Consider the following 25,836-nt stretch of genomic DNA (forward strand, 5'->3'; position numbering starts at 1 on the left):
AAAGACCTGGCAAATCATTGTCAGGTCTTTTAATATGCGTGCGGTTATTTAAATGTATCCTTTGCTTTTGGAGCTTCTTTGTAGGCGTTGAGTGCGTATACCATGTTGTATTGCAGGTGCAGCCGCATGATATTAGCAGCTTCATCAAAATCTCCTAGCTTGATATTCTCTAAAATCTCGCGGTGCCCCATATGAATGTTTTCTACATGAACAGGATCGTCATAATAGTACATATTAGAGAAGAAGTAAATCTTAGCACGTACTTTTTTAGCGGCTTCATCTAGGTAATGATTTTGGGCATGGCGGTAAAATACGAGATGAACGTCATCAGAATAGTATCGCCATTTATCGATATTACCCTCAGACAGATATTTATCCCCGGCTTCCATGATTTTTTCAAGTTCGTAAATAAGCGGCGCTGTAGTGAAGGAATTTTTGCAGAAAAGGATGGCAAGTGCGTCAAGTTCGCTGATACATTGATAAAGTTTCTGGATATCCGATTCAGTGAATTCTGTTACTGCAACACCTAAATTGGAATAGTAGTTAACTAGACCATCGTCGATCAGTCTGGTTAAGGCCTCTCGAACCGGTGTCTGACTGACCTGAAAACGGTTCTTCAAATCGTGCAGGGTCAGTTTCTGCCCAAATATGAGTTTTTGTGTTGTGATATCGTGGAAAAGTTCCTGATAAATCTGTTCGGATAAAGTAGTTTTATTGCTCATTGAAGTCCTCTCAAAATCAATAAAAGAATATCTGTATTTTACCATATTATATAGAAAAATGCAAATTATTTATAATATAAAGATAAATTTTGCAAAATAGTAAAGAAAAATTTGTGCAGAAATAAGAACGCAATAAACCGTCTTATGAAGAATTGATTTTAAAATCAGTGCTTTTATGCTATAATGATGACAACTTTGGCAAGGAGGAGTTCAACATGATAAAGCAATATGTGGTTGACGCTTTTACGGATCGCGTATTTGGGGTAATCCTGCCGCGATCTGTATTTTAGAACAGTGGATATCAGATGAACTGATGATGGATATTACAATAGAAAATAATTTGTTCGAAACGGCTTTTGCAGTGAAGGAGGGAGACGGATACCATTTGCGGTGGTTTACACCGGGTGGAGAAATTGACCTTTGTGGACATGCTACCCTGGCGACAGCTTTTGTTTTAATGCAGGAATATGAAAGGGGTGCAGAGCAGATTATATTTCATACCTTGAGCGGCAAGCTGACAGTGGTGAAAGCCGGCGATCTTTACGAGATGGATTTTCCCGCTTATAATCTGCAGCCGGTAGCGGTGACAGAAGAAATGACAGCGGCAATAGGTGCAAGACCGAAGGCGGCCTATATGGGACGCGACCTTCTTTGCGTATTTGATGATGTTGGGATTATAGAAAGCCTTGCGCCGAATCAGGAAAAGCTAAAAGCTCTGGATGGTTTACTGTTGCAGGTAACTGCACCGGGAAACGATGTGGACTGCGTGTCTCGCACCTTTGCGCCGAAACTAAATGTGTCGGAAGACCCAGTTTGTGGTTCTGGGCACTGCCATATCATACCATACTGGGCAGAGGTCTTGGGGAAAAAAAGAACTAATCGCATATCAAGCGTCTAAAAGAGGAGGTACCCTGTACTGCAGACTTGACGCAGATCGCGTAAAGCTGGCAGGAAAAGCAGCGCTTTATTCTGTCGCAGAACTTAACGTAGACAGATAATCTCATCAATTTAAAAAGCTGTCTTGCATTTTATAGGCAAGACAGCTTTTGCTTTTAATTATTCTTTTTTTGATATTCCTGATAAGCATTCAAAGCATAGACCATATCGAACTGGAGATGCTTGCGCATGAGGTTTGCTGCGCTGTCAAAATCACCTATACTGATATACTGGAAGATTTCACCGTGACGGAGGTTGATTTCGTCCACATTGACTGGCTGATAATATAAGCAGGACAGTACCTCGACCTGGGAGCGCAGTCTCTTGGCTGCATCGTTAAGATACTCATTCTGTGCATGCCGGTAAAAGGCAATGTGGAACTCCTCAGAGTAATCTTTCCATTCATTTATCTTGTTATCAGCAAGAAGGGCATTGCCTTTCTTGATAATCTGCTCCAGCTCAAAGACAAGGGGAGCTTCGGAAAAGGAATTTTTACAAAACTGGATTGCCAGTGCATCAAGTTCCCCAATCAGCTGGAAAATTTGGCGAATATCACTTTCGGTAAATTGCCTTACGGTAACGCCGCAGTTGGAGTAGTAGGTAACCAGCCCATTTTCAGAAAGCCGGGTCAGCGCTTCTCTAATCGGGGTATGACTTACATTGAATCGCTCTTTTAGCATTTTTAGCGTAAGCTTTTGACCGCAGACCAGTCTCTGGTCAGTAATATCATGATAAAGTTCATCGTAAATCTGCTCAGATAATGTAGTACTGTTTGCCATGATGAATCCTCCTAAAACAATCTATTTATATTTTAGCAAAATTTTGAAGAAAATTCAAGAGATAAATAAAAAAAGATAATATATTGCAAAATATTACAATTTTAATCAAAAATATTTGAGTACAGTACAAAATATTGCGAACGATTTGCAAGAACTGTTGACAGAAAAATAGAACTAGTGATATAATTAGACTACAGTACAAACCGAAGTTCAATAAAATAAAGGAAATGATTGATGACATACATAACCAATATTCAGAAATATTGCATTCATGACGGAGCGGGCATCAGAACCACAGTATTTTTCAAGGGGTGTCCATTGAAATGCAAGTGGTGTCACAACCCGGAAACGCAGAATCCGGACAGACAGATTCGCATCTTTCGGGAGCGGTGTGTCTCTTGCGGCAGCTGTATCAAGACCTGCGGGATTGGTGCCATTCAAATGCAGGAAAATGGAATATCTATAGATATGAATCTTTGCAGAAAATGCGGCAGATGTGTAGATACTTGTAAACATCAGGCGCTTGAAAGAGTAGGGCGCAGCTATGAAGCTGCGAAACTGGTAAAAATGTTGGAAGCAGATCAGATTTTTTATGAGGAATCTGGTGGAGGTGTAACCCTTTCCGGTGGTGAAGTTATGGGGGTTGAGACGGGCTATTTGAAGAACTTGGTGCAGGCGCTTTACGATAGAGGAATTTCAGTCAATATTGACACCTGCGGCTTTTGCCCGTGGGAAAATTTTGAAGAAGTTTTACCTTATGCAGATACTTTTTTATATGATTTAAAAGCGTTAGATTTGGAAAAACACCAGCATTATACAGGCGTGGACAATAATCTGATTTTAGAAAATCTGCAGAAGCTGTCAAAAACAGGTGCTAAGATCTGGCTCAGGCTGCCTCTGGCAAAGCCGGTCAACAGTTCGTCAGAAGATATAGAATCTGTTGGACGCTGGCTCAGAGAGAATCACATAGCGCCGGCACAAATCAATTTAATTCCGTATCATGATCACGGCAAAGATAAATACCGGCAGCTGGGTGAAACCTACGAAGATGTATTTGCGCCGCCGACAGATGGCGAATTGTCGGATTATCAGAACATATTACAGCAAATGGGATTTCAGAACGTAAAGATTGGAGGATAAGAAGATGGAACAAAGAGGCATGAATGAGAGAGTGCAGAAGCTGCGGGAAAAGAGCGTAACCACTCAGCCTTACATCGACATGGAGCGCGCGAAGATTATGACGGAAACCTATAAGCAGTTTGAGGGAGTGCTTTCCGTACCGGAGCTGCGGGGACAGGCGCTGAAGGATTACTGTGAGAAAAAGACCCTTTACATCGGCGAAGGGGAATTGATTGTGGGAGAAAAAGGTGCGTCGCCCCAAGGTGCGCCGACCTTTCCAGAACTTTGCTGTCACAGTATGGAAGACATGCACGTGATGAACGACAGGGATTTAATCAATTTTTCTGTCGATGAGGCGGGGTTTGCCCTGCAGGAGACGGAAATTATCCCTTACTGGCAGAATCGCACTATCAGGAAGAAAAGACCACATGAGCCAGGAATGGAAAGATGCTTATGAAGCAGGGATTTTTACAGAGTTCATGGAGCAGAGAGGTCCGGGACATACCGTTTGCGGCAATCGGATTTACGTGGAAGGATTTGCAGAGCGTATTGAAAGAATTGAAACAGAGCTAAAAAACATCGATTATTATAACGACCCGCAGGCACTGGCAAAGGAACACGAACTGAAAGGTATGAAGCTGGCGTGCGAGGGCATTATCGCACTGGGCGCAAGATATGCAAGCTATGCAGGCGAGCTTGCGGAACAGGAAACTGACGAAAAACGCAAGGCGGAGCTTCAGCAGATTTCCGAAAACTGCAGGGTAGTACCGGAGCATGCGCCGAAAACCTTTTGGCAGGCGATTCAGATGTACTGGTTTGTACATATCTGCGTGACTGGCGAACTGAACAACTGGGATGCGTTTTCACCGGGCAGACTGGATCAACATTTGATTCCATTTTATAGAAAAGACACCGAAGACGGCGTCCTGGACAGAGAAAAAGCGCTGGAACTTTTGGAGTGCCTGTGGGTAAAATTCAACAACCAGCCGGCGCCGCCGAAGGTAGGCATCACCTTGAAAGAAAGCAGCACCTATACGGACTTTGTAAACATCAATACCGGCGGGATCACGCCGGACGGGGAAAACGGCGTCAACGAGGTCAGCTATCTGATCTTAGACTGTATGGACGACATGCGTCTGCTACAGCCTAGCTCCAACGTGCAGATCAGCAGAAAAACGCCGAAAAAATTCCTGAAAAGAGCCTGTGAGATTTCCAGACAGGGATGGGGACAGCCGGCATTTTATAATACAGAAGCCATCGTCATGGAACTGGTCAATGCAGGAAAATCCATTGCGGATGCTCGCCTTGGCGGCACCAGCGGCTGCGTAGAAACCGGCGCGTTCGGAAACGAAGCATATATTTTGAACGGGTACTTCAACCTGCCGAAGATTTTAGAGATTACGCTGAACAACGGTTTTGACCCTGTGGGTGGAAAACAGCTGGGCTTAAAAACCGGTCATGCCGCAGACTATAAGAGCTACGAGGAACTGGAAAAAGCATATTTTGAGCAGGTTGCGTACTTCCTGGATATCAAAATCAGAGGAACTAACGTCATCGAGCAGATTTACGCAAAGGATATGCCGGTGCCACTGCTTTCCTCCATTACCAACGACTGTATTGCAAAAGCTATGGACTACAACGCAGGCGGTGCCAGATACAATACCAGCTATATTCAGGGTGTGGGGATTGGCACTATTACTGACTGCCTGGCGGCCATTAAATATAACGTGTACGATGAAAAGCACTTTGATATGGAGCAGCTTTCGAAGGCTTTGGAAGACGACTTTGCAGGCCACGATGATATCTATCACTGGGTACACGACGCTAGCCCGAAATACGGCAATGACGACGATTACGCGGACGACATCATGAAAAAAGTTTTCGCCTATTTCAGAGATTCCGTAACGGGAAGACCGAATACTAAGGGCGGACATTTCCGCATCGATATGCTGCCGACTACCTGTCACGTTTATTTCGGCGAGGTGATGCTGGCAAGCGCCAACGGCAGACACGCCCACATGCCGGTATCCGAGGGGATTTCACCGGAAAAAGGGGCGGACATTTACGGACCGACCAGCGTCATCAAATCGGCGGCAAAGATGGATCATCTGACCACAGGCGGCACCCTGCTCAACCAGAAATTTACGCCGAAAACCGTGGAAGGAGATACGGGTCTGGAACAGATGGCAAACCTGATTCGATCCTATTTTGCCATGGATGGTCACCACATCCAGTTTAACGTGGTGGGCAGAGATACGTTGATTGAGGCGCAGAAACATCCGGAGGAAAACAAGGATTTGATCGTGCGCGTGGCGGGCTACAGCGACTATTTCCGCAACCTGTCCAAAGCGCTGCAGGATGAAATCATCATGAGAACCGAACAGGATTTTAACTAGGAGGAAAAAAGATGGAACTGAACTATAAGCGTACCAATATTTGGAAGAATGCTTCCGCAGAAAAGAAAAACAGTATTATGGAAACGGCAGCAGATTTTAAGGCGTTTAACGACGCGTCCAAGACAGAACGCCTCTGTGTGGCGGAGGCGGTCAGACGGGCAGAGGCGAAAGGCTTTGTTGATATCACGAGAAAGGACAGCGTGAACGCCGGCGACAAGGTGTACTATAACGATAACGGAAAGCTGCTCTATTTGACTGTGGTCGGAAAGAAGCCGCTAACGGAGGGCGCAAACATTGTGGCAGCTCATACTGACTGTACACGTCTTGACTTTAAGATTCTGCCAATCTTTGAAAAAGATGGTTTTGCTTACGGAAAGACCTGCATGTACAGCCTTTCCAAGCTGGAGAAATGGACCAGCACGCCTCTGTCCATGTACGGCACCGTGGTGCGCAAAGACGGTTCTGTCATAGAAATTGCAGAGGGTGCGTCGGAAGACGAACCGGCTCTCTTTATCACCGATATGTCGCTGCACTATTCTGTGGAGCAGGGGCAGAGAAAGCAGGAAGAAGCCTATAACCATGAGCAGATGAATGTGTTCCTGGGCGCAACCCCTGCGGAAGGAGATATGGCAAACGCCGTAAAAGAAAATATTTTGCAGTATCTTTACGAAAAGTATGGTATGATAGAAGAAGACTTTATCAGTGCGGAAATCGAAATCGTACCGGCAGGCAGAACCAGAGATATTGGTCTTGACAGCAGCGCGCTGTGCGGCTACGGTTTTGACGATCGGGCGGCAGTATATGCGCAGCTTCATGGCATTTTGGCGTGCGAGGCGCCAGAACGAACCGCAATTGCCATCTTTGCGGATAAAGAAGAAATTGGTTTTGAAGGACGTTCCGGTTCCCATTCCAGAGTAACGGACTATTTCCTCCGTTTGCTGGCGGAAAAGAGCGGATGCGGCGGAGATGGCATCGCCTTAAACCGCATTCAGCTGGGCAGCAAAGTGATGTCGTTGGAAGCGGTCTGCGGTAATGACCCGAATTATCCAGAGGTTTGTGAGCCGTATAGCGGTTCCCTTTTGGGACATGGTTTGCAGGTGATTAAATATGCCAGCCGTTATGGAAAAATGGACACCAGTGAAGCCAGCGCAGAATTTTTGGGGCAGGTTCGAAAGATATTCAATGACAACGATATCATCTGGCAGCCGTTTGCAGGCATCGAAAAGTTTGGCGGTTTTGGTACTATCGCAGTGGATTATTCCAACATGGGTATGGAGAGCTTTGATGCGGCAATTTGCGTGCTGGGTGCGCATTCGCCTTACGAATTTATGCTGAAAAGCGACTTGTACGAGGCGTGCCTTGCCTGCCGTGTATTCTTTGAAAAATTACAGTAAAGAGAAGAGGGTTTGACTATGAAGATAGGATTTATCGGATGCGGAAATATGGCTTCCGCAATTATGGGCGGTATCATTAAGGAAAAGGTCTTTGCACCGACGGATATTTATGGAACAGATGCACTGCCGGCTGCTATAGAAAAAGCCGTCAGCCAGTTCGGGATTCAGACTGCACCGGACAACGTGGCGCTTGTCAAAGCTGTCGATATAGTGGTTTTAGCGGTAAAACCGCAATACTACCAGTCCGTAATTGCGGAGATCACAGATGCAGTCAGCGAACAGTTAATCATCACTATTGCACCGGGAAAAACGCTGCAGTGGCTTTCTGACCAGTTTGGCAAAGACGTGCGCATTATCAGAACTATGCCGAACACGCCAGCTATGGTAGGCTGCGGCATGACGGCAATGTGCTGCAATACATTTGTTACAGAAGAAGACAAGGAAACTGCCAGCAGAATTTTAGGCGGTTTTGGAGACTATGAGATTATTGCTGAGAACGTGATGGATGCGGTAGTTGCCGTCAGCGGCAGTTCCCCTGCCTATGTATTTATGATGATCGAAGCCATGGCGGACGCGGCAGTCATGGGCGGCATGCCAAGACCGCAGGCGTATAAGTTTGCGGCAAAGGCAGTACAGGGCAGCGCTGCTATGGTAACCGAACTGGGAAAACATCCGGGCGAACTGAAGGATATGGTTTGCTCGCCGGCAGGTACGACGATAGAGGCGGTGCGTGTGCTGGAGGAAAGAGGATTTCGCAGCGCTTTGATCGAGTGTATGCAGGCATGTATGGATAAAGCAGCGAGCATGTAAGGCGGTTTTCTGATGAATCGTGAAACTCGGACGGACATGAAAAGGACGGACATGAAAAGCCGCATTATCGACGCCGCGTGGAAATTGTTCCGGGAGAAAGGATATGAAGATACGACCCTGGACAATATTCTGGAGGAAGCAGGGATTGCCAAGGGCTCTTTTTACTATTATTTCCGGAGCAAAGGTGATCTGCTTGCGACCTGGTCTGATATTCTGGATGAGAAATACACGGAGCTGGAAAAAGAGCTGAAACCGGAAATGGACAGCTTTCAGAAACTGCTTTTTCTCAACGGTGAAATCCACGCTATGATAGAAGATATGACTTCGCCGGATCTGATTGCTTCGATGTATGCGGAGCAGCTGCAGGGCAAGGGATATCGTCATCTTCTGGATACCAATCGTGTGTACTTTCGCCTGATTACCAGAATCATCGAGGAAGGACAGCGCAGAGGGGAACTTACCAGAGATAAAACGGTCAGCCAGCTGGTGCGTGCTTATGTGATGACGGAGCGAGCCATTGTAACAGACTGGTGTCTCACGGGCGGCGCGTATTCCCTTTCGGAATACAGCAGGGAAATGATGCCGCTGCTGCTTGGATTTTTTCAGAGAAAGGAAAACAAGGCATGAATGATTCCACTGCAGTGATAGAATTTGCAATGGATAATACGCAGCTGGGCAGTGTAGTAATCCGATTATATGAAAGGGAAGCGCCGGAGACGGTCGCTTCCTTTATTCGCATGGCAAAGGCAGGGCTTTATGACGGCAGGCAGATTCGCCGCATTGTGCCGGACTTTGTTTTGCAGCCCAGCTATACCCATTTTGATGATTCACGCTGCGATGTGGAACTAGTCGCAGAGTGCGCGCTGAATGGATTTGTCAACCGCGTGCCCTTTGAAAAGGGAACAGTTGCCATGAGCGGCGATGGAAAAATCGCATCAGGCAGTGAGTTTTACATTGTACTGTCCGATGAGGCAGGCAAGCGGCTTTCCGGAAATTTTGCCGCTTTTGGCAAAGTGATTTCCGGCTGGGACGTTGTGGAACGCATTACGAATCTGCCACTCATTCCTGTGCCTAATGATGACGGCGTGGAGATCAACGTGCCCAAGACGCCGGTTTATATGCAACGAGTGAATATAGAAAAATCCCTTGACTCTAACGTTACGTCATCGTTTATACTGTAGTTACACGGGAGGAAATCAGTATGAAAACAGTAAAAGAGGTCAGTGCATTTACCGGCGTCAGTGTGCGCACACTGCATCATTATGATGCCATCGGGCTTTTGAAACCGGACGCTGTGACGGAGGCAGGCTACCGGCTGTACGGTGATACAGCACTGGCACGGCTGCAGCAGATTTTGCTGTTTCGAGAACTGGAATTTTCCTTAAAGGAGATCAAAGAGATTCTGGGAAGTCCGGACTTTGACAGAGACAAGGCGCTTACGCAGCAGATTACTTTGCTGACGATGAAAAAGCAGCACCTTGAAAATCTTATTGAACTTGCCCGTGAAATCAAAACGACAGGAGTGAGCAATATGGATTTTACACCATTTGATACAAGTAAAATGGACGAATACGCGGCGCGCGCAAAAGCGGCATACGGAAAAACCTCTGCGTACAAGGAATTTACCGAAAAGACGAAAAACTGCACCGGAGAGGAGATGCAGCATATGGGCATGCAGATGATGGAAATTTTTGCGGAATTCGGCGCTATGCGGGAAAGCGCGCCGGAATCTGATAAGGTGCAGGCACAGGTGCAGAAGCTGCAGGATTTTATTACGGAACACTACTATACCTGTACCGATGAGATCTTAGCAGGGCTTGGCGCGATGTATATCGCAGACGCGGAATTTTCGGCAAACATCGATAAAGCTGGGGGCGCCGGTACGGCGGCCTTTGTCAGCCGGGCGATAGAGGTATATTGCAGGCGGTAAAAGGATGTAAGCTGCAGAGTTGTGCATATGAATGTGATAAAACCGTTTCTGCACAACTTTTAGCCTAGTTGATTGTGCAAGGAAGGATTGAAATGCGTAATTTGCACAACTTTTAGTGAAGAAGGGCAAACTGGCATGCAGTATGTTGTGCAAAACAGGATGAAACCATCTCGTTTTGCACAACTTTTTTGATGGAAAAAATGTTTTTCGTGTTACAAAGCGCAAAAGTTGTGCAAGAGGCAGCATGGTCAGCAGGATTTGCACACCTTGCATCGTGAAAGTTGTGCGGATTGGAGATAAATTGACAGCATATGCACAACTGACGAAGTATAAGAAAGATATGGGTTAGTGTGCACTTGTTGCATTTTATTAAAAAGTACCATAATTCCGTCGTATAATCCATCGCTTTCCTGCAGAAGGGACTGTGCGTGGAATGGCATTATCCAAATCAAAACTGGGAACTCTATTATGTGGCGGACGGCAAAATTCGTTTTGATGTGGAAGGTGAAACCTACATTGCAGAGAAGGATTGTCTGGTACATATTCCGCCGTACCATACCCACGAACTTGAGGTTCTGGAAGACGCCCGGGTGTTTGACTATGGCGGAGAGACTTATACCCTTGAACTTTTGGAAGACTACAAATCACTTCAGACTCATCAGCCGGAAAAGCTGAAAGACCCGGAATTCGGGTTCTGTATTTATAACAATATTGACGACAGCGCTTTTGGGGATTCGGCAGCTTTTGCACATCGGCATCCGTTTTATGAGATTGTGTTCCTTGAAGAGACAGATGGAGCGCATATCATCGATTACACGGCGTACGATGACCTGAAAAATGTGGTTTTTCTTATCAGTCCCGGTCAGGTACACTACTGGAAAAATGTCACCAGGGCGAAAGGCATTCTTATTTATTTCCAGGAGGAGTTTCTGTTTCAGTCCAGCATCAGTGTCAGTTCTGTTTGGGAAATTCAACTTTTTAAGGAAATGGTAGAAATGCCTGCCATCTATATGGACGAGGATTTTGCACAGACCATGCGGGCAGTCTGCAGGATGATGCTGAAAGAATATGAAAGCAAGTCGCCCGACTATGCGCAGGTGCTGCGGGCATGTCTCAATATTTTGTTGATTTATTTTCACAGGCGGCATCGAGAAATTGCACATCAGGGCATAGCACGAACGCCTGGCATGGCAGGGGAACTGCATCTGCGGCTCCAAAATCTAATCGATCAGCGTGTTTGCGAAAATTTATCAGTATCGGAATATGCGGAAATTTTGGGAGTTAGCCAGAGTCATCTTAATGAGCAAATTAAAAAAATCACCGGCAAAACAGTAGGTACTTTGATCCGTGAAGCACAGTTTTCGGAGGCGAAGCGACTATTAGTAAATACAGAACTTAATATAACTGAAATTGCAGAAACTATGCGCTTTCAGGATACCGCATATTTCTGCAGGGCATTTAAGCGGCAGGTCGGCATGTCCCCAAGTCAGTATCGGGCGAAATGCCGAGAAAATAAAGTCTCACAATAATATACGGTCGGAACAAACAGGAATTTCAATCTGCACGATGTAATTCTCCATAGACTCTGTTACGTTGTCGTTAATTATCATTTCATAGGAGTATCCTGAAAGCTGCAGATTATGGTCTTTAGCATAAGAAAAAATTTCCTCGTATTTAGCGGACATTTGATTCCAATCGCCCTGGTAAAATGCTTGAAGATAGTCGCCCGCAGGCTGCATATGCAGTCCCTCGCTTTGAATGGGGAAAGGAATTTCGATGAATAGACTGCTGTAATCTTCAAATTGTTTTTCCAGCAAACTTTTGACAGAAATCATCGTGCCGTAGGAAGCGTCGTGAAGGCGGCGCAGTTGATATTTTTGTGTTTCTTCCAGAATCATTTCTACTTGTTCATCATAGGATGTCTGTTTGTCGATAGGAACTGTAACCAGACAGGAGGCATCTTTTTTGATGCGGCGGATTTCTGATAAATCCATATGCAGCAGATGCTCTATGTGCTGACGGCGCGTAGAAAGGTTTTTGCGCATCGCCTGCATATGAGCGATTTTTTTATCGAGCAGAAGTATGTTCTTGTCCAGCAGCTTTTGCAGCGTTTCTGCGGATCGATGTGCGATAAAGGTTTGTATTTCGCTGACAGGAACATCTAATTCTCTGAGCATTAAAATGGTTTCGAGCAGCGCGCTTTGATGATAATTGTAGTAGCGATAGCCATTTTCAGGGTGGATGAGAGCGGGTTTGAATAGTCCGATTTCGTCATACCACATGAGTGTTTTTTTATTGATTCCGTGGAGGGCGGCAAATTGACCAATCGTGAGAAGTTTTGCGTTCGTATCCATAAAAATTCTCCTTTTTCTCTTGACTGTACAGTTACTGTATGGTTTATGATACTACATACAGTAGAGAGAAACAAGTGCGGGGAGAAGAAAAATGGAAAAACAAAATGCATATGCACAGCCTGTAACACTAGGAAATATCTTGAAGTTCGCGGTACCGACCATTGCAATGAGCGTATTTATGTCTTTTTATACCATGGTGGACGGTCTGTTTGTTTCTAATTTGATTGGCACCAAAGCGCTGTCTGCCATCAATTTGACAGCGCCGTTCATTCAGCTGGTTACGGCAATATCAACCATGCTTGCTACAGGCGGCAGCGCGGTGATTATGCGCAAAATGGGCGAACAAAAGACAGAGGAAGCCAGAGAAGATTTCACTTTTCTCATTCTAGTGAATGTTGTTGTGGGGATTTTTATGTGCAGGCTTGGCTATGGGGTGATGAAGCCAATTCTCACGAATATGGGATTATCTGCGGATGTTATGGGTTATTGTACGGCTTATCTGAGCCGCTATCTATTGTTTTCGGTTCCCATTTTGCTGATGAACAATTTTACCCTGTATATGATTGCCAGTGAGAAGGCAAGCCTTTCACTGATTTGCTCTGTCAGCGGCGGCATTTTGAATATGGTGCTTGATTATGTGCTGATTGCATGGTTTGACATGGGAATCAGCGGTGCGGCTTTGGCAACGGGGCTTGGCTATTCTGTGACGGCGGTCGTAGGTTTGGTTGTCTTCAGCAAGAAAAAAAGCTTACTGCATTTCAGAAAGCCAGTATTTCGTTTGCGCGTTCTTCGCAGTGCCGCATCCAATGGCTGCTCTGAGATGGCAACTGCGCTTGTTACCGGGATTGTCACCATGCTGTTTAACTGGACCATGCTGCACTATGTGGGAGAAGACGGCATTGCAGCTGTCACGATTATTATGTACGTGCTGATGTTTGCAAGTTCTTTGTATACCGGCTATTCTTATGGCGTCGCACCGATGATCAGTTTTTATGACGGAGAAAAAAATCGTGAAAAATTACAGAAGCTGATTAAGATCAGTCTAAAAGTCATTGGCTGCATTTCCGCAGCAACAGTTGCGCTGTCGCTGCTTCTTACAAAACCGTTGGTTTCTGTTTTCGCGCGACCAGATAACCCGGTGTTTGATCTGGCGGTAGGCGGAAATCGTATTTGTACGATCGCGCTGCTATTTATTGGTTTTAATATTTTTGCCAGCGGCATGTTTACTGCGTTGTCAAATGGTATTGTGTCAGCAGTGCTCGCTTTTATGCGATCCTTTATGTTCATGGTGATTGCGATGATTGTGCTGCCGTCACTCTTTGGTATTACAGGGATTTGGGTGGCGACACCAGCTGCAGAGTTTGCTGCCGCTTGCCTGTCTGTGTTTATGTTTCTGAAATACCGGCCCCGGTACGGATACGGTACAGGAGTTGAGGTTTAGGCTTTCTCAAAATCGTCTAATAGCTTTATATGAGACGGGCAAAGTATTGCGAAAAAGCAAGGCTGCGAAGCGCAGGCGAAATGATTTCGTCTGCGCTTCGCAGCCTTTTGTATGATGAGAACAACTATCTGGTAATTTCTTTTGTTTCCTCTGCTAGCCACCTTTTTATATCTTCTTCCAGCAGCGGCGCCAGCTTCTGGTAAACCTCTCTGTGATAAGCGTTGACCCATGTCAATTCCTCATCTGTGAGAAGCTCCGGCAGGATGGCGGCTCTGTCCAGTGGGCACATGGTGATGCATTCAAAGCTGCGGCTGCCGTCCGGATTTTCCACGCAGAGTAGTTCGCTTTCGATGCGTACACCGTGGCTGCCTTCGATGTAGATGCCCGGTTCGTTGCTGGTAATCATGCCCGGCAGAATGTGATTGTCAGTCGGTCCAATCATGCGGGGTCCCTCATGAACGCTGAGAATATGTCCTACGCCGTGACCGGTATCGTACTGGTAACAAGAACCTGCTGCCTTTACCTTTTCTCGCGGAAGCTGATCCAGTTCCCGGCCGGTCGTCTCAGCGGTAAACTGAGCGTGTTCTAGCGCCAGATAAGCCTGCAGCACCATGGTGTAGTGCTCCTGCATTTCACGGGTTAAGGTACCCAGAGAAATGGTTCTGGTAATATCTGTCGTACCGCCGTCGATATACTGCCCGCCTGAATCTACCAGCAAAAGCCCTTCATCTTTCAGATAGCATGGGTGTCCAAGCTGCGTATCGTAGTGGATGCTGGCGGCGTTGACGCCGTAGCCCGCCATGGTTTCAAAGCTCAGTTCGATTAGCCCATCCTGCGCGTAGCGGCACTGCTTCAGATATTCGCTGGCGGAAACCTCGGTGATTTCCATTTTGCCAGCATTTTTCTTTAGCCAGTAGATGAAATTTGCCATAGCCGCGCCGTCTTTTATGTGGGCGTGCCGGGTAGCAGCGATTTCCACAGAATTCTTGATGGCTTTCATCAGTTCAATGGGACCTGCGCCGTTTACAACCTCTACAGTTTCTGGAATGGACTGCATCAGAGAATAGCTGACCAGCCGCTTGTTTAAAAGGCACTTGCCGGAAGCCAGCCCCTTTAAATCTTCAAATACCTGCAGGTAAGGAAGTACAATCACACCTGCAGGCACCAGTTCTTTATCAAAAGTTTCGTCCAGAATATAAAGGCGTGCGTCGTTTGATGTAATCAGTGCAAATGCAAAGAATACCGGTGTATCGGCAACATCGTCTCCCCGCAGGTTAAAAAGCCATGCGATGTCCTCAAGGCTGGTAATCAAATGATAATCGATACCGTCCTCTGCCAGCGTCTTTTGGACGCGGGAAAGCTTGAAAGTAGCTTTTTCTCCAGTGACAGCATCGGGCAGGGCGTAGATTTTTGACGCTTTGATGGCAGGACGATTCTCCCAGATTTCGTCTACCAAGTCCAAATCGTAGACCACTTCGCAGCTGGCAGCGTACTTTTCGCCGTTTTGGAAGCTGACAATGCGCCCGTCAAAGCCTAGTTTAAAACCTTCTCCCGCGATGGTAGGCAGATAGTCTTCGATTTCCGGAACGCCCGGCTGCTGGCATTGCATCATGGAGATACCGGTGCCGTCAAGCTGTTTTGCCGCCTGGATAAAATAGCGGCTGTCAGTCCAGAGTCTGGCGTCATCTTCGGTTACCAGCAGGGTGCCGTTGGAGCCAGTGAAGCCGGACAGGTACTGCCGGCATTTAAAATAATCGTTGACGTATTCGGAGCCGTGAAAATCGGTGGTCGGCACCAGATAGCCGTCCAGTCCATGTTCCTTCATGACGGTGCGAAGACGTGTAATTTCCTGTTTCATTTGAAGGACTCCTCTTTATTTCAGATTTTCCGGGTTCAGCGGTAACAGTTCCGGCAGAACAAATAGTCCGTCTTTTCTGACCAGCACGTCATCAAACCACATTTCTCCGCCGCCGTATTCTGGACGCTGAATCAGGGTTAAATCCCAGTGTACAGCGGAATTATTGCCGTTATAGGCGTTTTCGTAAGCTCTGCCCGGCGTCAGGTGGAAGCTGCCGCAGATTTTCTCGTCGAAGAGGGTATCTTTCATCGGATGGAGAATGTACGGATGTACGCCGATGGCGAATTCGCCGAAGTAGCGAGCGCCTTCGTCGGTATCCAGCAGCTCGTTGATTCGTTTGTTATCGTTGCAGGTCGCATCGATAATTTTTCCGTCTTTGACTTCAAAGCGAATATTTTCATAGGTGTATCCCTGTTCTTGGGACGGTGTGTTATAGGTAATCACGCCGTTAACAGAATCTCTGACAGGGGAGGTGTAGATTTCACCGTCTGGAATATTGATTTTGCCGTCGCATTTGATGACTGGAATGTCCTTGATAGAGAAGGTAAGGTCAGTACCTGGACCTACGATATGTACCTGATCAGTCTTTTCCATCAGCTTCACCAGCGGATCCATGGCTTTGCTCATTTTTGCGTAATCCATGGTGCAGACATCGTAGTAAAAGTCTGTGAACGCGTCTTCGCTCATGCTGGCAAGCTGCGCCATCGCTGCGTTGGGATATTTCATCACCGACCATTTGGTATCGTTGACCAGCTGTTCTCTGGTCGGGCTGTTGACGCGGAAATACAGGTTCATTTTATCTGCTGGCACGTCAGCCATTTCGGATACGTTGTTGAAGGCTCTAACGCCGATATATACATCCATTTCCCGTCCCTGATAGAGCAGGTAGTCAGTCTGGTATGCAAGTTGTTCTTCTGTGCATCCCATGCAGAGGGCGCGGATAATCGCGGACTCACGGATATTGACGTAAGGCAGACCGCCTGCTTTGTACACATCGGCAATCAGTTGTTTCACAAGCGGGATGCAGACTTCGTTTTCGTATTCGATGAGTACTTTTTCACCTTTTTGCACGTTGGTAGAATAATTTACAATCATTTCGGATAATTTTTGATTTCTGGGATCCATGTCAGTACCTCCTTTAGGGTTGATAAAAGAAAAGGATATGGAGACGATGCTCCATATCCTCTTTAGAATTTTGGTTCATTGGGAAACAGGATATCATCCTTTACCATGAGAAGTCATAGAAGAAATACTCACCCTCAAGCGGCAGGGTATGTACATTCAGATTTGCATTGGCAGCATACAGCATGCCAGGGTTATACAGAATTGCATAGACTGCTTCTTCCTGTACTTTTGTGAAGAGCTTTACATACAGTGCTTCTCTGTCTTTATCATCGATGATGGTAGTTGCTTCTTTGAACATATCTTCGATTTCTTTGTTGGAGTAGCGGGCGTTATTTGCCATACCGATGTAATCTTTGGTCAGTGCCATGGACAGCATCTGTGTATCGCCTTCCAGTCCCATCTGCAGCGCAGTAATGCCGAAGTCTCCCTGTCTCAGTTTATCCAGATAAGCGTTGAATTCCAGAATTTCGATCTGTACTTTCAAACCAACGGCCTCTAAGTTTGCTTGTACCATCTGGGCTAACAGCTTGTATTGTTCTGCGACATACATTTTTCCAAGGTCAGTACCTTCTTTTACGCCGGCTTCTTTCAGCAGGGCTTTTGCTTTTTCTACATCATAAGTGTACTGGATCTGTTCTTCGCTATAGCCCATTCTGCCTGGTGTTAGCAGGTTGGAGTTTGGTTCACCAAGGCCTTCACATACGCTTGCTACGATGGATTCACGGTCGATCGCATAGTTGATTGCTTGACGGAATTTTACGTTGTTGTACGGTTCTTTTTCGGTGTTCATGGCAACGAATCCGAATGTAGTCTGGTCTGCATCAAGAAGCCGCACGCTGTCAACGCCTTCCAGCGTGCTCTTTACAGATGCGTCGATTTCAGCAAAGTCAACTTCGCCGGTCTGGATTGCCATACCCATGGAAGCAACGTCACTGATGACTTTCCAGGTTACCTTTTTAATAGGTGCTTCGCCCTGATAGTATCCGTCGTATGCTTCAAAGACTGCTTTGTCGCCGATATCGTGGCTGACAAATTTGTAAGGACCGCATCCAATCGGTTCCTGTGCAAACGTATTTTCATCTACGGATTCGTAGTATTTTTTACTTGCAATGTAAAGGTCTGACATGCTGGTCAGGAATGGGGCGTATACGTGGGTGGTATAGATTTTGATGGTGTGTGCATCTACGATGTCGTAGTGATCCAGTCCATCTACGACAGCACCCTGATACTGAGATTTTTTGAATAAATCCAGGGAGAAACCAACGTCTTCTGCTGTAACAGGATCTCCGTTGTGGAATGTCACATCATCTCTGAGATAGAAAGTGTAACATTTTCCATCTTCGCTGACTTCCCATTTTTCCGCCACTCTTGATTCCAGCTTGGTCTGGTCTTCATAATTTCTGAAAATCAGTGGATCGTAGATCTGCGCAGTCATACGTGCTTCTGCTGCGGACATGGTGTCGGCAGGGTGCAGGGTTGCATAGTCAGAGTCGATTGCTACGGTCAAATCAGTTTTTGCTTCTCCGCCGCCGTTGTCACCGCCGCCTCCGCCGCAGCTTGCAAACAGACCCATCACAAGGGTCAGGGACAGCATCAGGGCAAGTCCCTTCATCAATTTCTTTTTCATAATTCTTCTCCTTTCGGTTCTATCACGACTTACAGAATGGACAACGTGCCTATTCTGTAAATTGGAAGACTTGTTTGGTGTATAAGTCAGTCAGTTTGATGGCGCCTCTGACATCTTCCTTGGAGATGATGGAGCTCTGACTGTGTGGAAATCTGTCAACAACGGAAATGCCGCAGACACGAACACCCATGCCACTCATGTTGATGCTGCTGGCGTCTGTGCCGCCTCTGTCCATGACGTCGCGCTGATATTTGATATCGTTTTCTTCGCAGCATGCGATCATAGAGTCGACCAGATATTCGTCCAGCATCGCTGATGGATTGCCCACACTGACGCCGATTCCTTCGCCTACAGCGTTTGCGCCGGTTAGGTCAGTTGGGTAGAAGTGATCCGGCGTTACATCGACAGAAATACCGATGTCCGGCTTGATTCTTTCAGCAGAAACGATCGCACCGCGGCAGCCGACTTCTTCCTGTACCGTAAAGACATAGTAAATATCATTGGGACCGGTGCCGTCGTTTTTCTTTAAAGCCTCAATCAGAATGTAACAGCCGACCCGGTTGTCGAAGGATTTGGCCGTAATTCGTTCGTTTTTCAACTCGTAGTAGTTCCCGATAAAGCCGCAGTAGTCACCGACCTTGACATATTTTTCGGTTTCTTCTTTGGACGTGCAGCCGATGTCTATGTATAGTTTATCTAAATCATTTTTGGCATCCCAGATCATGCCTTCGCAGCCAACTACACCGACAGTGCCGTTCTGGAAGACCACTTTGTCGTTGAAGAGGGCGCCTGCCCAGACAAAACCGACATGGCATACTTTGATGCGACCGTCGCCTTCGATCTTTTTCACCTGCAGACCGATTTCGTCCATATGGGCAGCCAGCATGATTTTTTTCTTGTCAGGATGGTCGACACCGTATTTGACAGCGATTAAATTACCTACCGCATCTGTCAACATTTCATCACAGTGACCTTCAATTTCTCTCTTGATGATGGCGCGGATATTTTTTTCGCGGCCTGCTACGCCCCAGGCCTGGGTCAGTTCTTTTAACAGTTCCATTATTTTTCAGTTCCTTTCGCAAGTAAGCTTGCCTTTTCTACCCAGCGGGTCTGATTCATCAGCGGATGGTGCAGTTTGATGGCGTCCTTCGGACATTCCATGACGCAGCAGCCGCAGTACCAGCACTCGTCGGCGTAAGCAACTTCAGGATGTGCGCCTTTTTCTGCCGCCGGGATTAAAACGTCCATCTGGCATGCTTCCATGCAAAGACCGCAGCCGATGCACTTTTCTGTATCAAAGGTGAGAGGTACAGCAGGAGGCGTCTTTCTAATGGTAAATTCTTTCATCGGTTTCATTCGCAGCAGCCTCCTTTCTTTTCCTCAATATAATCTTGATTGTGTTTTTCGTAGTTTTCCTTGATGTTGCCTGCATAATCCAGCGGTACTTCTCTGCGAACTACTTTTTCGCCGTCCTGACTGATTACGATGAACGGTGCTTTTTCTTTGCCGTCATCGTCGGAGCGGAAGAATTCCAGCTTTTCGCAGGTTTGATGTCTTGCCAGACAAGCCTGCAGAATCATCTGAGATACAGTGAGGATATCGAATACTTCCAGCAGTCTCGTCAGTTCATGCGGGTTTGCAGCGTAAGCATTTGGAACGAATTCCTTTTCGTATCTTGCAAGAAGTTCCACACCAGACTCAAGGAGTTCATCACGCTTGATTTCACCGCAGTAATTCTGCATCGCTTTTGCGGTGGCCTCGTTGAGTTCTTTCCAGCTGATGCCTGTTTCCGGATCTGCGTAAAGGGGAGCGTAAACTCGTTCGATTTCTGCGTCAATCTGCGGCTGGTAAGGGGATACCTGTTCTTTGCCCTCTGCAAAGGCGGCAGCCTTTCTGCCTGCATAGCTTCCTGTAGAAGCGGCGTGACCGAAGCAGTTGGAAGAGTACAGGCTGTCGCCTGCCACAAAGAGTCCTTCGATGTTAGTCATCAGATTCCAGTCGTTCATGAAACCACCAGGCATACCGAAGAGCTGCCGTTCCTGCGGCAGGAACTCTGCACTGGTCCAGCCTACGCCGTAGCACTGCAGCACGTGCTTCTCAGGATCGAATCCAGCTTCTGTGAAATTTTTATAGACCGGTACGTTGGTCTTGCCTTCCTGCCCGACCATCATGCCCCAGATGACTTTTCTCTCAAGTTCCGGCATGGAGGAAAGATCTGCATAGAAAGGAAGCTTATAGCCCATTTCTTTCAATTTATCATATGGAAGGGTTTCCGGTCCGTCATATTCATATTTCGCCTGCTCGATATTGCCGCCCTTCATAAAGTAGTGCTGTCCTTCGGCAGGGTAGAATCTGGATTTGACATCCTTTAAGATATTGCCGTCTCTGTCTGCGTATGGGATTTCTTTTCCCTCTGCATCGATGAGAGAAGCCGGATACCAGGTGTTGTGGTTGTTGCCTGCGCTGTACGGCGGGAAGGAACGTCCTGCGGAGGAAAACTCTGCGCGAACGGATTTTTCCATCATATTGAATTCAGCGCCTGCGCGCCATCCCATCGCGTGACCGTCACCGATGGTTGTCATCGGGCGGAATTCACAAAGACCGGGGTGTGCCGATGAGAACAGCCATACTCTTGCAGGTCTTGACATGGTGATGATACTTGCTTTTCCGGAGAATACGTAAAATTCGCCGGTTCTGGTGTGAATGCCGGTAGCGCCGATGCATTTAGCACCGACTTTTCCGCTCTCAGTCAAGAGGGAAGTGACCATGACACGATCAACGATTTTGACACCCAGTCTCTTCAACTCTTTTTCCATAGCTGGTTTAAAAGTAGTACCCCAGATACGGATGGTAAATTTATTCTTATAATCGTAGGCAAACATCAGCTTGGTCTTCTCATCGCGGAAGTCGGCTCCTGCGAATTCGTCCTCTGTGTCTCTGATTTTGCCTCCCATTTCTTCAATTTCCTGCAGATGGTCCCAGCCTTCTCTACATTCTATGTAATGGGAAATAGCGTTGTTGTAGCCGTCATTATCGTCCAGCATAGCTTCAACCAGTTCTTCCGGTGTAACTCCGGAGCACGGATTGGTTGCTGCGGACTCCCAATGGTCACAGCCGCTGCCGCCTGCACCGCTGCGCTTTGTTGCGCCTTTTTCTACGAGAATGACGCTTTTGCCTTTTCTCGCCGCCGAAATCGCTGCCATACAGCCTGCGATACCGCCGCCCAGCACCAGCACATCAGCTTCCATATGGGTGGTTTTGCCGACCTGTGATGGATAGGGCCACCTTTGATTGGTAGTCATTGGCGTTCCTCCTTTATTTTTGATTGATTCTTTGTTTGCAACACCATATTATCAAATTTTAAAAAAATTTGCAATATAAATTTTGCAAATTTATTGACGAATTTTACAAAATGAGTTAAAATGTCGATAAAAGAAAATTGGTATTATACAAAACCTAAATGAAAAAGACGGAGGAAACAGTATGTATAAGTACGTAATCAAAAGGCTATTACTCACCATCCCCGTTCTGTTTGGTGCCACGTTCCTGGTGTTTACTATTATGTATTTGACACCGGGCGATCCGGGATCGCTGATTCTGGGGATGACCGCCAAACAGGCAGACATTGACGCGCTTAATCATGCCCTCGGTGCAGATCAGCCATTCTTTACACAGTTTTTTAACTATATAAAGGATATTGTTACCGAGTTTGATTTCGGCATTTCTTACAGAACCCGCATGCCGGTGTTCAATGAGATTTTGGCAAGATTTCCTGCGACCTTCTGGCTCACTTTGTGGTCCTGCCTTCTGGGCGCGGTCATCGGCATTATCCTCGGTGTGATTTCTGCCGTAAAGCAGTATTCGGTACTGGACAATGTGCTGACGACGACTTCCATGGTGCTTTCCGCAGTTCCGGGATTTTGGCTGGCGCTGATGCTGATGCTGATCTTTTCCTTAAAGTTGGGGCTTTTGCCATCCAACGGACTGGATTCCTGGCAGGGCTATATTCTGCCGGTGATTACCCTGAGTTTGTCCAACATCGCAGCGGATATTCGTTTGACGCGTTCCACCATGCTGGAAACCATTCGCATGGATTATATCAGAACGGCAAAATCCAAAGGGGCACCGTCTAAAATCGTCATTTTCCGTCATGCACTGAAAAATGCACTGCTGCCGGTTTTGACCTCGATTGGTATGGGTTTTGGTGCAAGCCTTGGCGGCGCAGTCATCATCGAAACCGTATTTGGTGTACCGGGTGTTGGTCAGCTGATGGTGACGGCAATTCGTCAAAAGGATACGCCGACTGTCATGGCAGCGACACTGTTTTTGGCAGTTCTGTTCTGTCTGATTATGCTGATCGTCGATTTGCTCTACGCATATATAGATCCAAGGCTAAAGGCTAAGTATAAGAGTTAATCAGGAGGGAACTTACATATGAACAAGAAAACATCGAAAAAGAACAGCCAGGTGAAAGAAATCTGGCGTAGATTCAAAAAAAGTAAGACTGCTATGCTGGGCCTTGTACTTCTGGTTTTTATTTTGCTGATTGCAATCTTTGCAGATTTGATTGTTCCGTATCAGGAAGCAATTACCCAAGATCCTGCCAACAGACTGCAGGGACCAAGCGCTGAACACTGGTTTGGCACCGATGAAATTGGTAGAGATCTCTTTGCCCGTATTGTCCACGGTTCCAGATATTCTCTGCTCATCGGCATTTCTACCAGTATCTTTGCCCTGCTCATCGGTGGACTGCTTGGTGCAGCAGCAGGCTATTACGGCAAGACAGTGGATAATGTGATTATGCGTCTTGTGGACGTAGTGATGACTGTTCCGCCGATTCTGCTGTCGCTGGCTGTTGTAGCGGCGCTGGGTGCGAATCTTAGAAATCTGCTCATTGCCATTACCATATCCTGTGTGCCGAGCATGGTACGTATGGTGCGTTCTGTGGTGCTGACTGTCATTGACAACGATTATATTGAAGCAGCAAGGTCTTATGGCGGTTCTGACCTGCGTATTATTTTAAAATATGTGATTCCAAATGCGCTGGGACCAATCATTGTAACGACGACCATGAACGTTTCCAGCATGATTTTATCCGCTTCCGGACTTTCTTTCCTGGGCATGGGCGTACAGCCGCCTGCGCCAGAGTGGGGGGCACTGCTCTCTGATGCGAGACAGTATATGTTTAACGCGCCGTATCTTTTGTATATTCCGGGTATCTTCATCGTCCTGGCAGCACTGTGCTTTAACCTTGCCGGTGACGGGCTGAGAGATGCGCTGGATCCAAAGCTGAAAGACTAGGAGGAATAAAAGATGAAAGAAAAATTCTTACAGGTGAAGGACCTGGAAGTGATCTATAAGACGGATTTGGAAACAGTTTATGCAGTCAACAACATCTCCTTTGATTTGGATAAAGGAGAAACCCTGGGGTTGGTGGGAGAAACCGGCGCAGGAAAAACGACGACGGCACTTTCCATTCTCCGCCTGCTGCCGGAGCGTACGGCGCAGATTACAAATGGCAGCATTGAACTAGAGGGTAGAAACGTACTGGAACTTTCCGAGAAGGAAATGCAGAAAATCCGCGGCGAGAAGGTATCTATGATTTTCCAGGATCCAATGACGGCGTTGAATCCGGTTTTGACTGTAGGGGATCAGATTGCAGAGTCTCTGCAGCTCCATGATGACCAAGGCAGAAGCAAGGAAGTGATCGATGCTCGAGTGGAAGAAGTACTGGAACTTGTTGGTATTCCTGCGGCAAGAAAAAAGGACTATCCGCACCAATTCTCCGGCGGCATGAAGCAGAGGGTTGTCATCGCGATCGCCCTTGCCTGCAATCCGGGACTTCTCATTGCAGACGAGCCGACTACAGCCCTGGATGTAACCATTCAGGCGCAGGTACTGGCTATGATGCAGGAACTGAAGGAAAAGCTGGATACGGCGATGATAATGATTACCCATGACCTCGGGATTGTCGCACAGACCTGTGATAAGGTGGCTGTTATGTATGCTGGTGAAATCATCGAGTATGGTACAGTGGAAGACATTTTTACAGGAGACGCACATCATCCGTATACGGTAGGGTTGTTCGGATCAATTCCAAGCCTGGAAGGAGACGAAGAAAGACTGCACCCAATCGACGGCATGATGCCTGATCCGACCGACTTGCCAAGCGGCTGCTATTTCTCACCGAGATGTCCAAAGTGCACGGAACAGTGCAGAGGAGTTCATCCAGAAGAAGCTGTTTCCGGCACGCACAAAATTAGATGCCATCTTTTTGAGAACCTAGCGAAGGAGGTATAACCGTGGGAAAACCGTTAATAGAATTACAAAACCTCAAGAAGTATTTTGATATATCCAAAGGGGTACAGCTTCATGCGGTGGACGGCGTTACGCTGTCTATCAACGAAGGGGAAACCTTGGGCGTTGTAGGCGAATCCGGATGCGGAAAGTCCACGCTGGGAAGAACTGTTCTGAAGCTCCATGCGCCGACCGACGGTAAAATTATCTTTGATGGAAACGATATTACGGATTATAAGCATAAACAGATTCATAAAATCAGGCAGGATATGCAGATGATTTTCCAGGATCCGTATTCTAGTCTGAATCCACGTATGAGTGTGCAGGAGTTGATTGCAGAACCACTGATTATTAACAAAGCCTGCGGAAGCAGAGCGGAAGTTTTTGATAAGGTTTCTGAGCTGATGGAAACCGTAGGCCTTGCGGAACGTCTTTCCGGCGCATATCCGCATGAACTGGACGGCGGTCGCCGCCAGAGAATCGGTGTGGCAAGAGCCCTAGCGCTAAATCCGAAGTTTATCGTCTGTGATGAACCGGTTTCCGCGTTGGACGTATCCATTCAGGCACAGATTTTGAACCTTTTGATGGATTTGCAGGACGAACGAAACTTGACCTATATGTTCATCACCCACGACCTTTCTGTTGTGCGGCACATTTCCGACCAGATTGCGGTGATGTATCTGGGACAGTGTGTGGAACTAGCGCCATCCAAGGAACTGTTTAAAAATCCGATTCATCCGTACACCAAAGCGCTGCTGTCAGCCATTCCTGTACCGAGCATCGAGATGAAGGGCAAGAAAATTGAGGTCATCAAGGGTGAAGTTTCCAACCCGATTAACCCGAAACCGGGCTGCCGCTTTGCCAATCGATGTCCGTTTGCAAGTGATGAATGCCGCGCTGCTGATATTCCGTTTGAGGAAAGAGAGCCGGGACATTTTGTTGCATGCTGTAAAGCGTAAAGTACTTGCCGTATTTGACAAAGGTTGTGCAGAATTTGGAATTATTTCTGGTTTTGCACAGCTCTTTGTTGGTTATGTTGTGTAAAACC

At 46.8% G+C, this 25,836-nt stretch carries 22 protein-coding genes and 1 pseudogene; 14 read left to right on the top strand and 9 right to left on the bottom strand.

Annotation, left to right across the window (positions count from 1 at the left end):
- Nucleotides 1–44 precede the first annotated feature (44 nt).
- On the bottom strand, nucleotides 45–722 hold the full coding sequence (locus tag D1155_RS06065) for a GntR family transcriptional regulator (RefSeq protein ID WP_160201497.1): 678 nt from the start codon (nucleotides 720–722) through the stop codon (nucleotides 45–47).
- A gap of 313 nt (nucleotides 723–1,035) precedes the next feature.
- Between D1155_RS06065 and D1155_RS06070 the strand changes: the two genes are divergently transcribed.
- Complete coding sequence (locus D1155_RS06070) at nucleotides 1,036–1,620, top strand: PhzF family phenazine biosynthesis protein (protein WP_347560971.1); 585 nt, start codon at nucleotides 1,036–1,038, stop codon at nucleotides 1,618–1,620.
- Nucleotides 1,621–1,774: 154 nt separating this feature from the next.
- Here D1155_RS06070 and D1155_RS06075 read toward each other — a convergent pair whose 3' ends face one another.
- Nucleotides 1,775–2,437 (bottom strand): GntR family transcriptional regulator, encoded by a 663-nt coding sequence (locus tag D1155_RS06075; protein ID WP_160201498.1) that lies wholly within the window; start codon nucleotides 2,435–2,437, stop codon nucleotides 1,775–1,777.
- Between the two features lie 234 nt (nucleotides 2,438–2,671).
- Here D1155_RS06075 and D1155_RS06080 point away from each other — a divergent pair, with 234 nt between their 5' ends.
- The 8 genes and pseudogenes from D1155_RS06080 (at nucleotide 2,672) to D1155_RS06115 (ending at nucleotide 11,615) form a co-directional block, all read left to right on the top strand.
- Nucleotides 2,672–3,577 (top strand): glycyl-radical enzyme activating protein, encoded by a 906-nt coding sequence (locus tag D1155_RS06080; protein ID WP_160201499.1) that lies wholly within the window; start codon nucleotides 2,672–2,674, stop codon nucleotides 3,575–3,577.
- Nucleotides 3,578–3,581: 4 nt separating this feature from the next.
- Nucleotides 3,582–5,952, top strand: a pseudogene (gene hypD, locus D1155_RS06085) (trans-4-hydroxy-L-proline dehydratase).
- An 11-nt stretch (nucleotides 5,953–5,963) separates the two neighbouring features.
- Nucleotides 5,964–7,346, top strand: a complete 1,383-nt coding sequence (locus D1155_RS06090; protein WP_160201500.1) for an aminopeptidase — start codon at nucleotides 5,964–5,966, stop codon at nucleotides 7,344–7,346.
- Nucleotides 7,347–7,358: 12 nt separating this feature from the next.
- Nucleotides 7,359–8,156 (top strand): pyrroline-5-carboxylate reductase, encoded by a 798-nt coding sequence (gene proC / locus D1155_RS06095; protein ID WP_347560972.1) that lies wholly within the window; start codon nucleotides 7,359–7,361, stop codon nucleotides 8,154–8,156.
- Nucleotides 8,157–8,168: 12 nt separating this feature from the next.
- Nucleotides 8,169–8,783: a TetR/AcrR family transcriptional regulator gene (locus tag D1155_RS06100; RefSeq protein ID WP_160201502.1), complete on the top strand. Its 615-nt coding sequence runs from the start codon at nucleotides 8,169–8,171 to the stop codon at nucleotides 8,781–8,783.
- Nucleotides 8,780–9,337 carry a peptidylprolyl isomerase gene (locus tag D1155_RS06105; RefSeq protein ID WP_160201503.1) on the top strand — a complete coding sequence of 186 codons (558 nt, stop codon included), beginning with the start codon at nucleotides 8,780–8,782 and terminating at the stop codon, nucleotides 9,335–9,337. Before D1155_RS06100 ends, D1155_RS06105 begins: the two co-directional genes overlap by 4 nt.
- A gap of 20 nt (nucleotides 9,338–9,357) precedes the next feature.
- Nucleotides 9,358–10,086: a MerR family transcriptional regulator gene (locus tag D1155_RS06110; RefSeq protein ID WP_160201504.1), complete on the top strand. Its 729-nt coding sequence runs from the start codon at nucleotides 9,358–9,360 to the stop codon at nucleotides 10,084–10,086.
- A gap of 428 nt (nucleotides 10,087–10,514) precedes the next feature.
- Nucleotides 10,515–11,615: a helix-turn-helix domain-containing protein gene (locus tag D1155_RS06115; RefSeq protein ID WP_160201505.1), complete on the top strand. Its 1,101-nt coding sequence runs from the start codon at nucleotides 10,515–10,517 to the stop codon at nucleotides 11,613–11,615.
- Here the strand turns inward: D1155_RS06115 and D1155_RS06120 are convergent.
- A complete protein-coding gene (locus D1155_RS06120; RefSeq protein WP_160201506.1) occupies nucleotides 11,607–12,440 on the bottom strand; it encodes a MerR family transcriptional regulator in 834 nt (277 codons plus the stop codon). The genes D1155_RS06115 and D1155_RS06120 overlap by 9 nt on opposite strands.
- Nucleotides 12,441–12,531: 91 nt before the next feature.
- Here D1155_RS06120 and D1155_RS06125 point away from each other — a divergent pair, with 91 nt between their 5' ends.
- Nucleotides 12,532–13,881, top strand: coding sequence for an MATE family efflux transporter (locus D1155_RS06125; protein ID WP_160201507.1), 1,350 nt, complete (start codon nucleotides 12,532–12,534; stop codon nucleotides 13,879–13,881).
- 124 nt (nucleotides 13,882–14,005) lie between these two features.
- Here the strand turns inward: D1155_RS06125 and D1155_RS06130 are convergent, their stop codons facing one another.
- The 6 genes from D1155_RS06130 to D1155_RS06155 all read right to left on the bottom strand — a co-directional run bounded on the left by D1155_RS06130 (nucleotide 14,006) and on the right by D1155_RS06155 (nucleotide 21,793).
- Nucleotides 14,006–15,739, bottom strand: a complete 1,734-nt coding sequence (locus D1155_RS06130) for an aminopeptidase P family N-terminal domain-containing protein (RefSeq protein ID WP_160201508.1) — start codon at nucleotides 15,737–15,739, stop codon at nucleotides 14,006–14,008.
- Nucleotides 15,740–15,754: 15 nt separating this feature from the next.
- Entirely contained in the window at nucleotides 15,755–16,864 is a 1,110-nt protein-coding gene (locus tag D1155_RS06135; protein WP_160201509.1) for an aminopeptidase, read from the bottom strand.
- A gap of 100 nt (nucleotides 16,865–16,964) precedes the next feature.
- Entirely contained in the window at nucleotides 16,965–18,491 is a 1,527-nt protein-coding gene (locus tag D1155_RS06140; RefSeq protein ID WP_160201510.1) for an ABC transporter substrate-binding protein, read from the bottom strand.
- Nucleotides 18,492–18,540: 49 nt separating this feature from the next.
- Complete coding sequence (locus D1155_RS06145) at nucleotides 18,541–19,551, bottom strand: M20/M25/M40 family metallo-hydrolase (protein WP_160201511.1); 1,011 nt, start codon at nucleotides 19,549–19,551, stop codon at nucleotides 18,541–18,543.
- A complete protein-coding gene (locus tag D1155_RS06150) occupies nucleotides 19,551–19,847 on the bottom strand; it encodes a ferredoxin family protein (RefSeq protein ID WP_160201512.1) in 297 nt (98 codons plus the stop codon). Before D1155_RS06150 ends, D1155_RS06145 begins: the two co-directional genes overlap by 1 nt.
- Complete coding sequence (locus D1155_RS06155) at nucleotides 19,844–21,793, bottom strand: FAD-dependent oxidoreductase (protein WP_160201513.1); 1,950 nt, start codon at nucleotides 21,791–21,793, stop codon at nucleotides 19,844–19,846. Before D1155_RS06155 ends, D1155_RS06150 begins: the two co-directional genes overlap by 4 nt.
- 181 nt (nucleotides 21,794–21,974) lie before the next feature.
- On the opposite strand from D1155_RS06155, the gene D1155_RS06160 reads away from it, so the two are divergent.
- The 4 genes from D1155_RS06160 to D1155_RS06175 are packed head-to-tail and all read left to right on the top strand — an operon-like array spanning nucleotide 21,975 to nucleotide 25,747.
- Nucleotides 21,975–22,907 (top strand): ABC transporter permease, encoded by a 933-nt coding sequence (locus D1155_RS06160; protein WP_160201514.1) that lies wholly within the window; start codon nucleotides 21,975–21,977, stop codon nucleotides 22,905–22,907.
- Nucleotides 22,908–22,925: 18 nt separating this feature from the next.
- On the top strand, nucleotides 22,926–23,792 hold the full coding sequence (locus D1155_RS06165) for an ABC transporter permease (protein WP_160201515.1): 867 nt from the start codon (nucleotides 22,926–22,928) through the stop codon (nucleotides 23,790–23,792).
- Nucleotides 23,793–23,804: 12 nt separating this feature from the next.
- The gene (locus tag D1155_RS06170) at nucleotides 23,805–24,791 is read left to right on the top strand and encodes an ABC transporter ATP-binding protein (protein ID WP_160201516.1); all 987 of its coding nucleotides are present in this window, start codon (nucleotides 23,805–23,807) and stop codon (nucleotides 24,789–24,791) included.
- Nucleotides 24,792–24,793: 2 nt separating this feature from the next.
- The gene (locus D1155_RS06175) at nucleotides 24,794–25,747 is read left to right on the top strand and encodes an oligopeptide/dipeptide ABC transporter ATP-binding protein (RefSeq protein WP_160201517.1); all 954 of its coding nucleotides are present in this window, start codon (nucleotides 24,794–24,796) and stop codon (nucleotides 25,745–25,747) included.
- Nucleotides 25,748–25,836: the final 89 nt, after the last annotated feature.

It is taken from the genome of Anaerotruncus sp. 80 (assembly GCF_009936115.1).
Lineage (GTDB): Bacteria > Bacillota > Clostridia > Peptostreptococcales > Anaerovoracaceae > Senimuribacter > Senimuribacter intestinalis.

Coding starts and splice junctions, on each gene's coding strand:
- D1155_RS06065 (WP_160201497.1), bottom strand. CDS start 722: ATGAGCAATAAAACTACTTTATCCGAACAGATTTATCAGGAACTTTTC.
- D1155_RS06070 (WP_347560971.1), top strand. CDS start 1,036: ATGATGGATATTACAATAGAAAATAATTTGTTCGAAACGGCTTTTGCA.
- D1155_RS06075 (WP_160201498.1), bottom strand. CDS start 2,437: ATGGCAAACAGTACTACATTATCTGAGCAGATTTACGATGAACTTTAT.
- D1155_RS06080 (WP_160201499.1), top strand. CDS start 2,672: ATGACATACATAACCAATATTCAGAAATATTGCATTCATGACGGAGCG.
- D1155_RS06090 (WP_160201500.1), top strand. CDS start 5,964: ATGGAACTGAACTATAAGCGTACCAATATTTGGAAGAATGCTTCCGCA.
- D1155_RS06100 (WP_160201502.1), top strand. CDS start 8,169: ATGAATCGTGAAACTCGGACGGACATGAAAAGGACGGACATGAAAAGC.
- D1155_RS06105 (WP_160201503.1), top strand. CDS start 8,780: ATGAATGATTCCACTGCAGTGATAGAATTTGCAATGGATAATACGCAG.
- D1155_RS06110 (WP_160201504.1), top strand. CDS start 9,358: ATGAAAACAGTAAAAGAGGTCAGTGCATTTACCGGCGTCAGTGTGCGC.
- D1155_RS06120 (WP_160201506.1), bottom strand. CDS start 12,440: ATGGATACGAACGCAAAACTTCTCACGATTGGTCAATTTGCCGCCCTC.
- D1155_RS06125 (WP_160201507.1), top strand. CDS start 12,532: ATGGAAAAACAAAATGCATATGCACAGCCTGTAACACTAGGAAATATC.
- D1155_RS06130 (WP_160201508.1), bottom strand. CDS start 15,739: ATGAAACAGGAAATTACACGTCTTCGCACCGTCATGAAGGAACATGGA.
- D1155_RS06135 (WP_160201509.1), bottom strand. CDS start 16,864: ATGGATCCCAGAAATCAAAAATTATCCGAAATGATTGTAAATTATTCT.
- D1155_RS06140 (WP_160201510.1), bottom strand. CDS start 18,491: ATGAAAAAGAAATTGATGAAGGGACTTGCCCTGATGCTGTCCCTGACC.
- D1155_RS06145 (WP_160201511.1), bottom strand. CDS start 19,551: ATGGAACTGTTAAAAGAACTGACCCAGGCCTGGGGCGTAGCAGGCCGC.
- D1155_RS06150 (WP_160201512.1), bottom strand. CDS start 19,847: ATGAAACCGATGAAAGAATTTACCATTAGAAAGACGCCTCCTGCTGTA.
- D1155_RS06155 (WP_160201513.1), bottom strand. CDS start 21,793: ATGACTACCAATCAAAGGTGGCCCTATCCATCACAGGTCGGCAAAACC.
- D1155_RS06160 (WP_160201514.1), top strand. CDS start 21,975: ATGTATAAGTACGTAATCAAAAGGCTATTACTCACCATCCCCGTTCTG.
- D1155_RS06165 (WP_160201515.1), top strand. CDS start 22,926: ATGAACAAGAAAACATCGAAAAAGAACAGCCAGGTGAAAGAAATCTGG.
- D1155_RS06170 (WP_160201516.1), top strand. CDS start 23,805: ATGAAAGAAAAATTCTTACAGGTGAAGGACCTGGAAGTGATCTATAAG.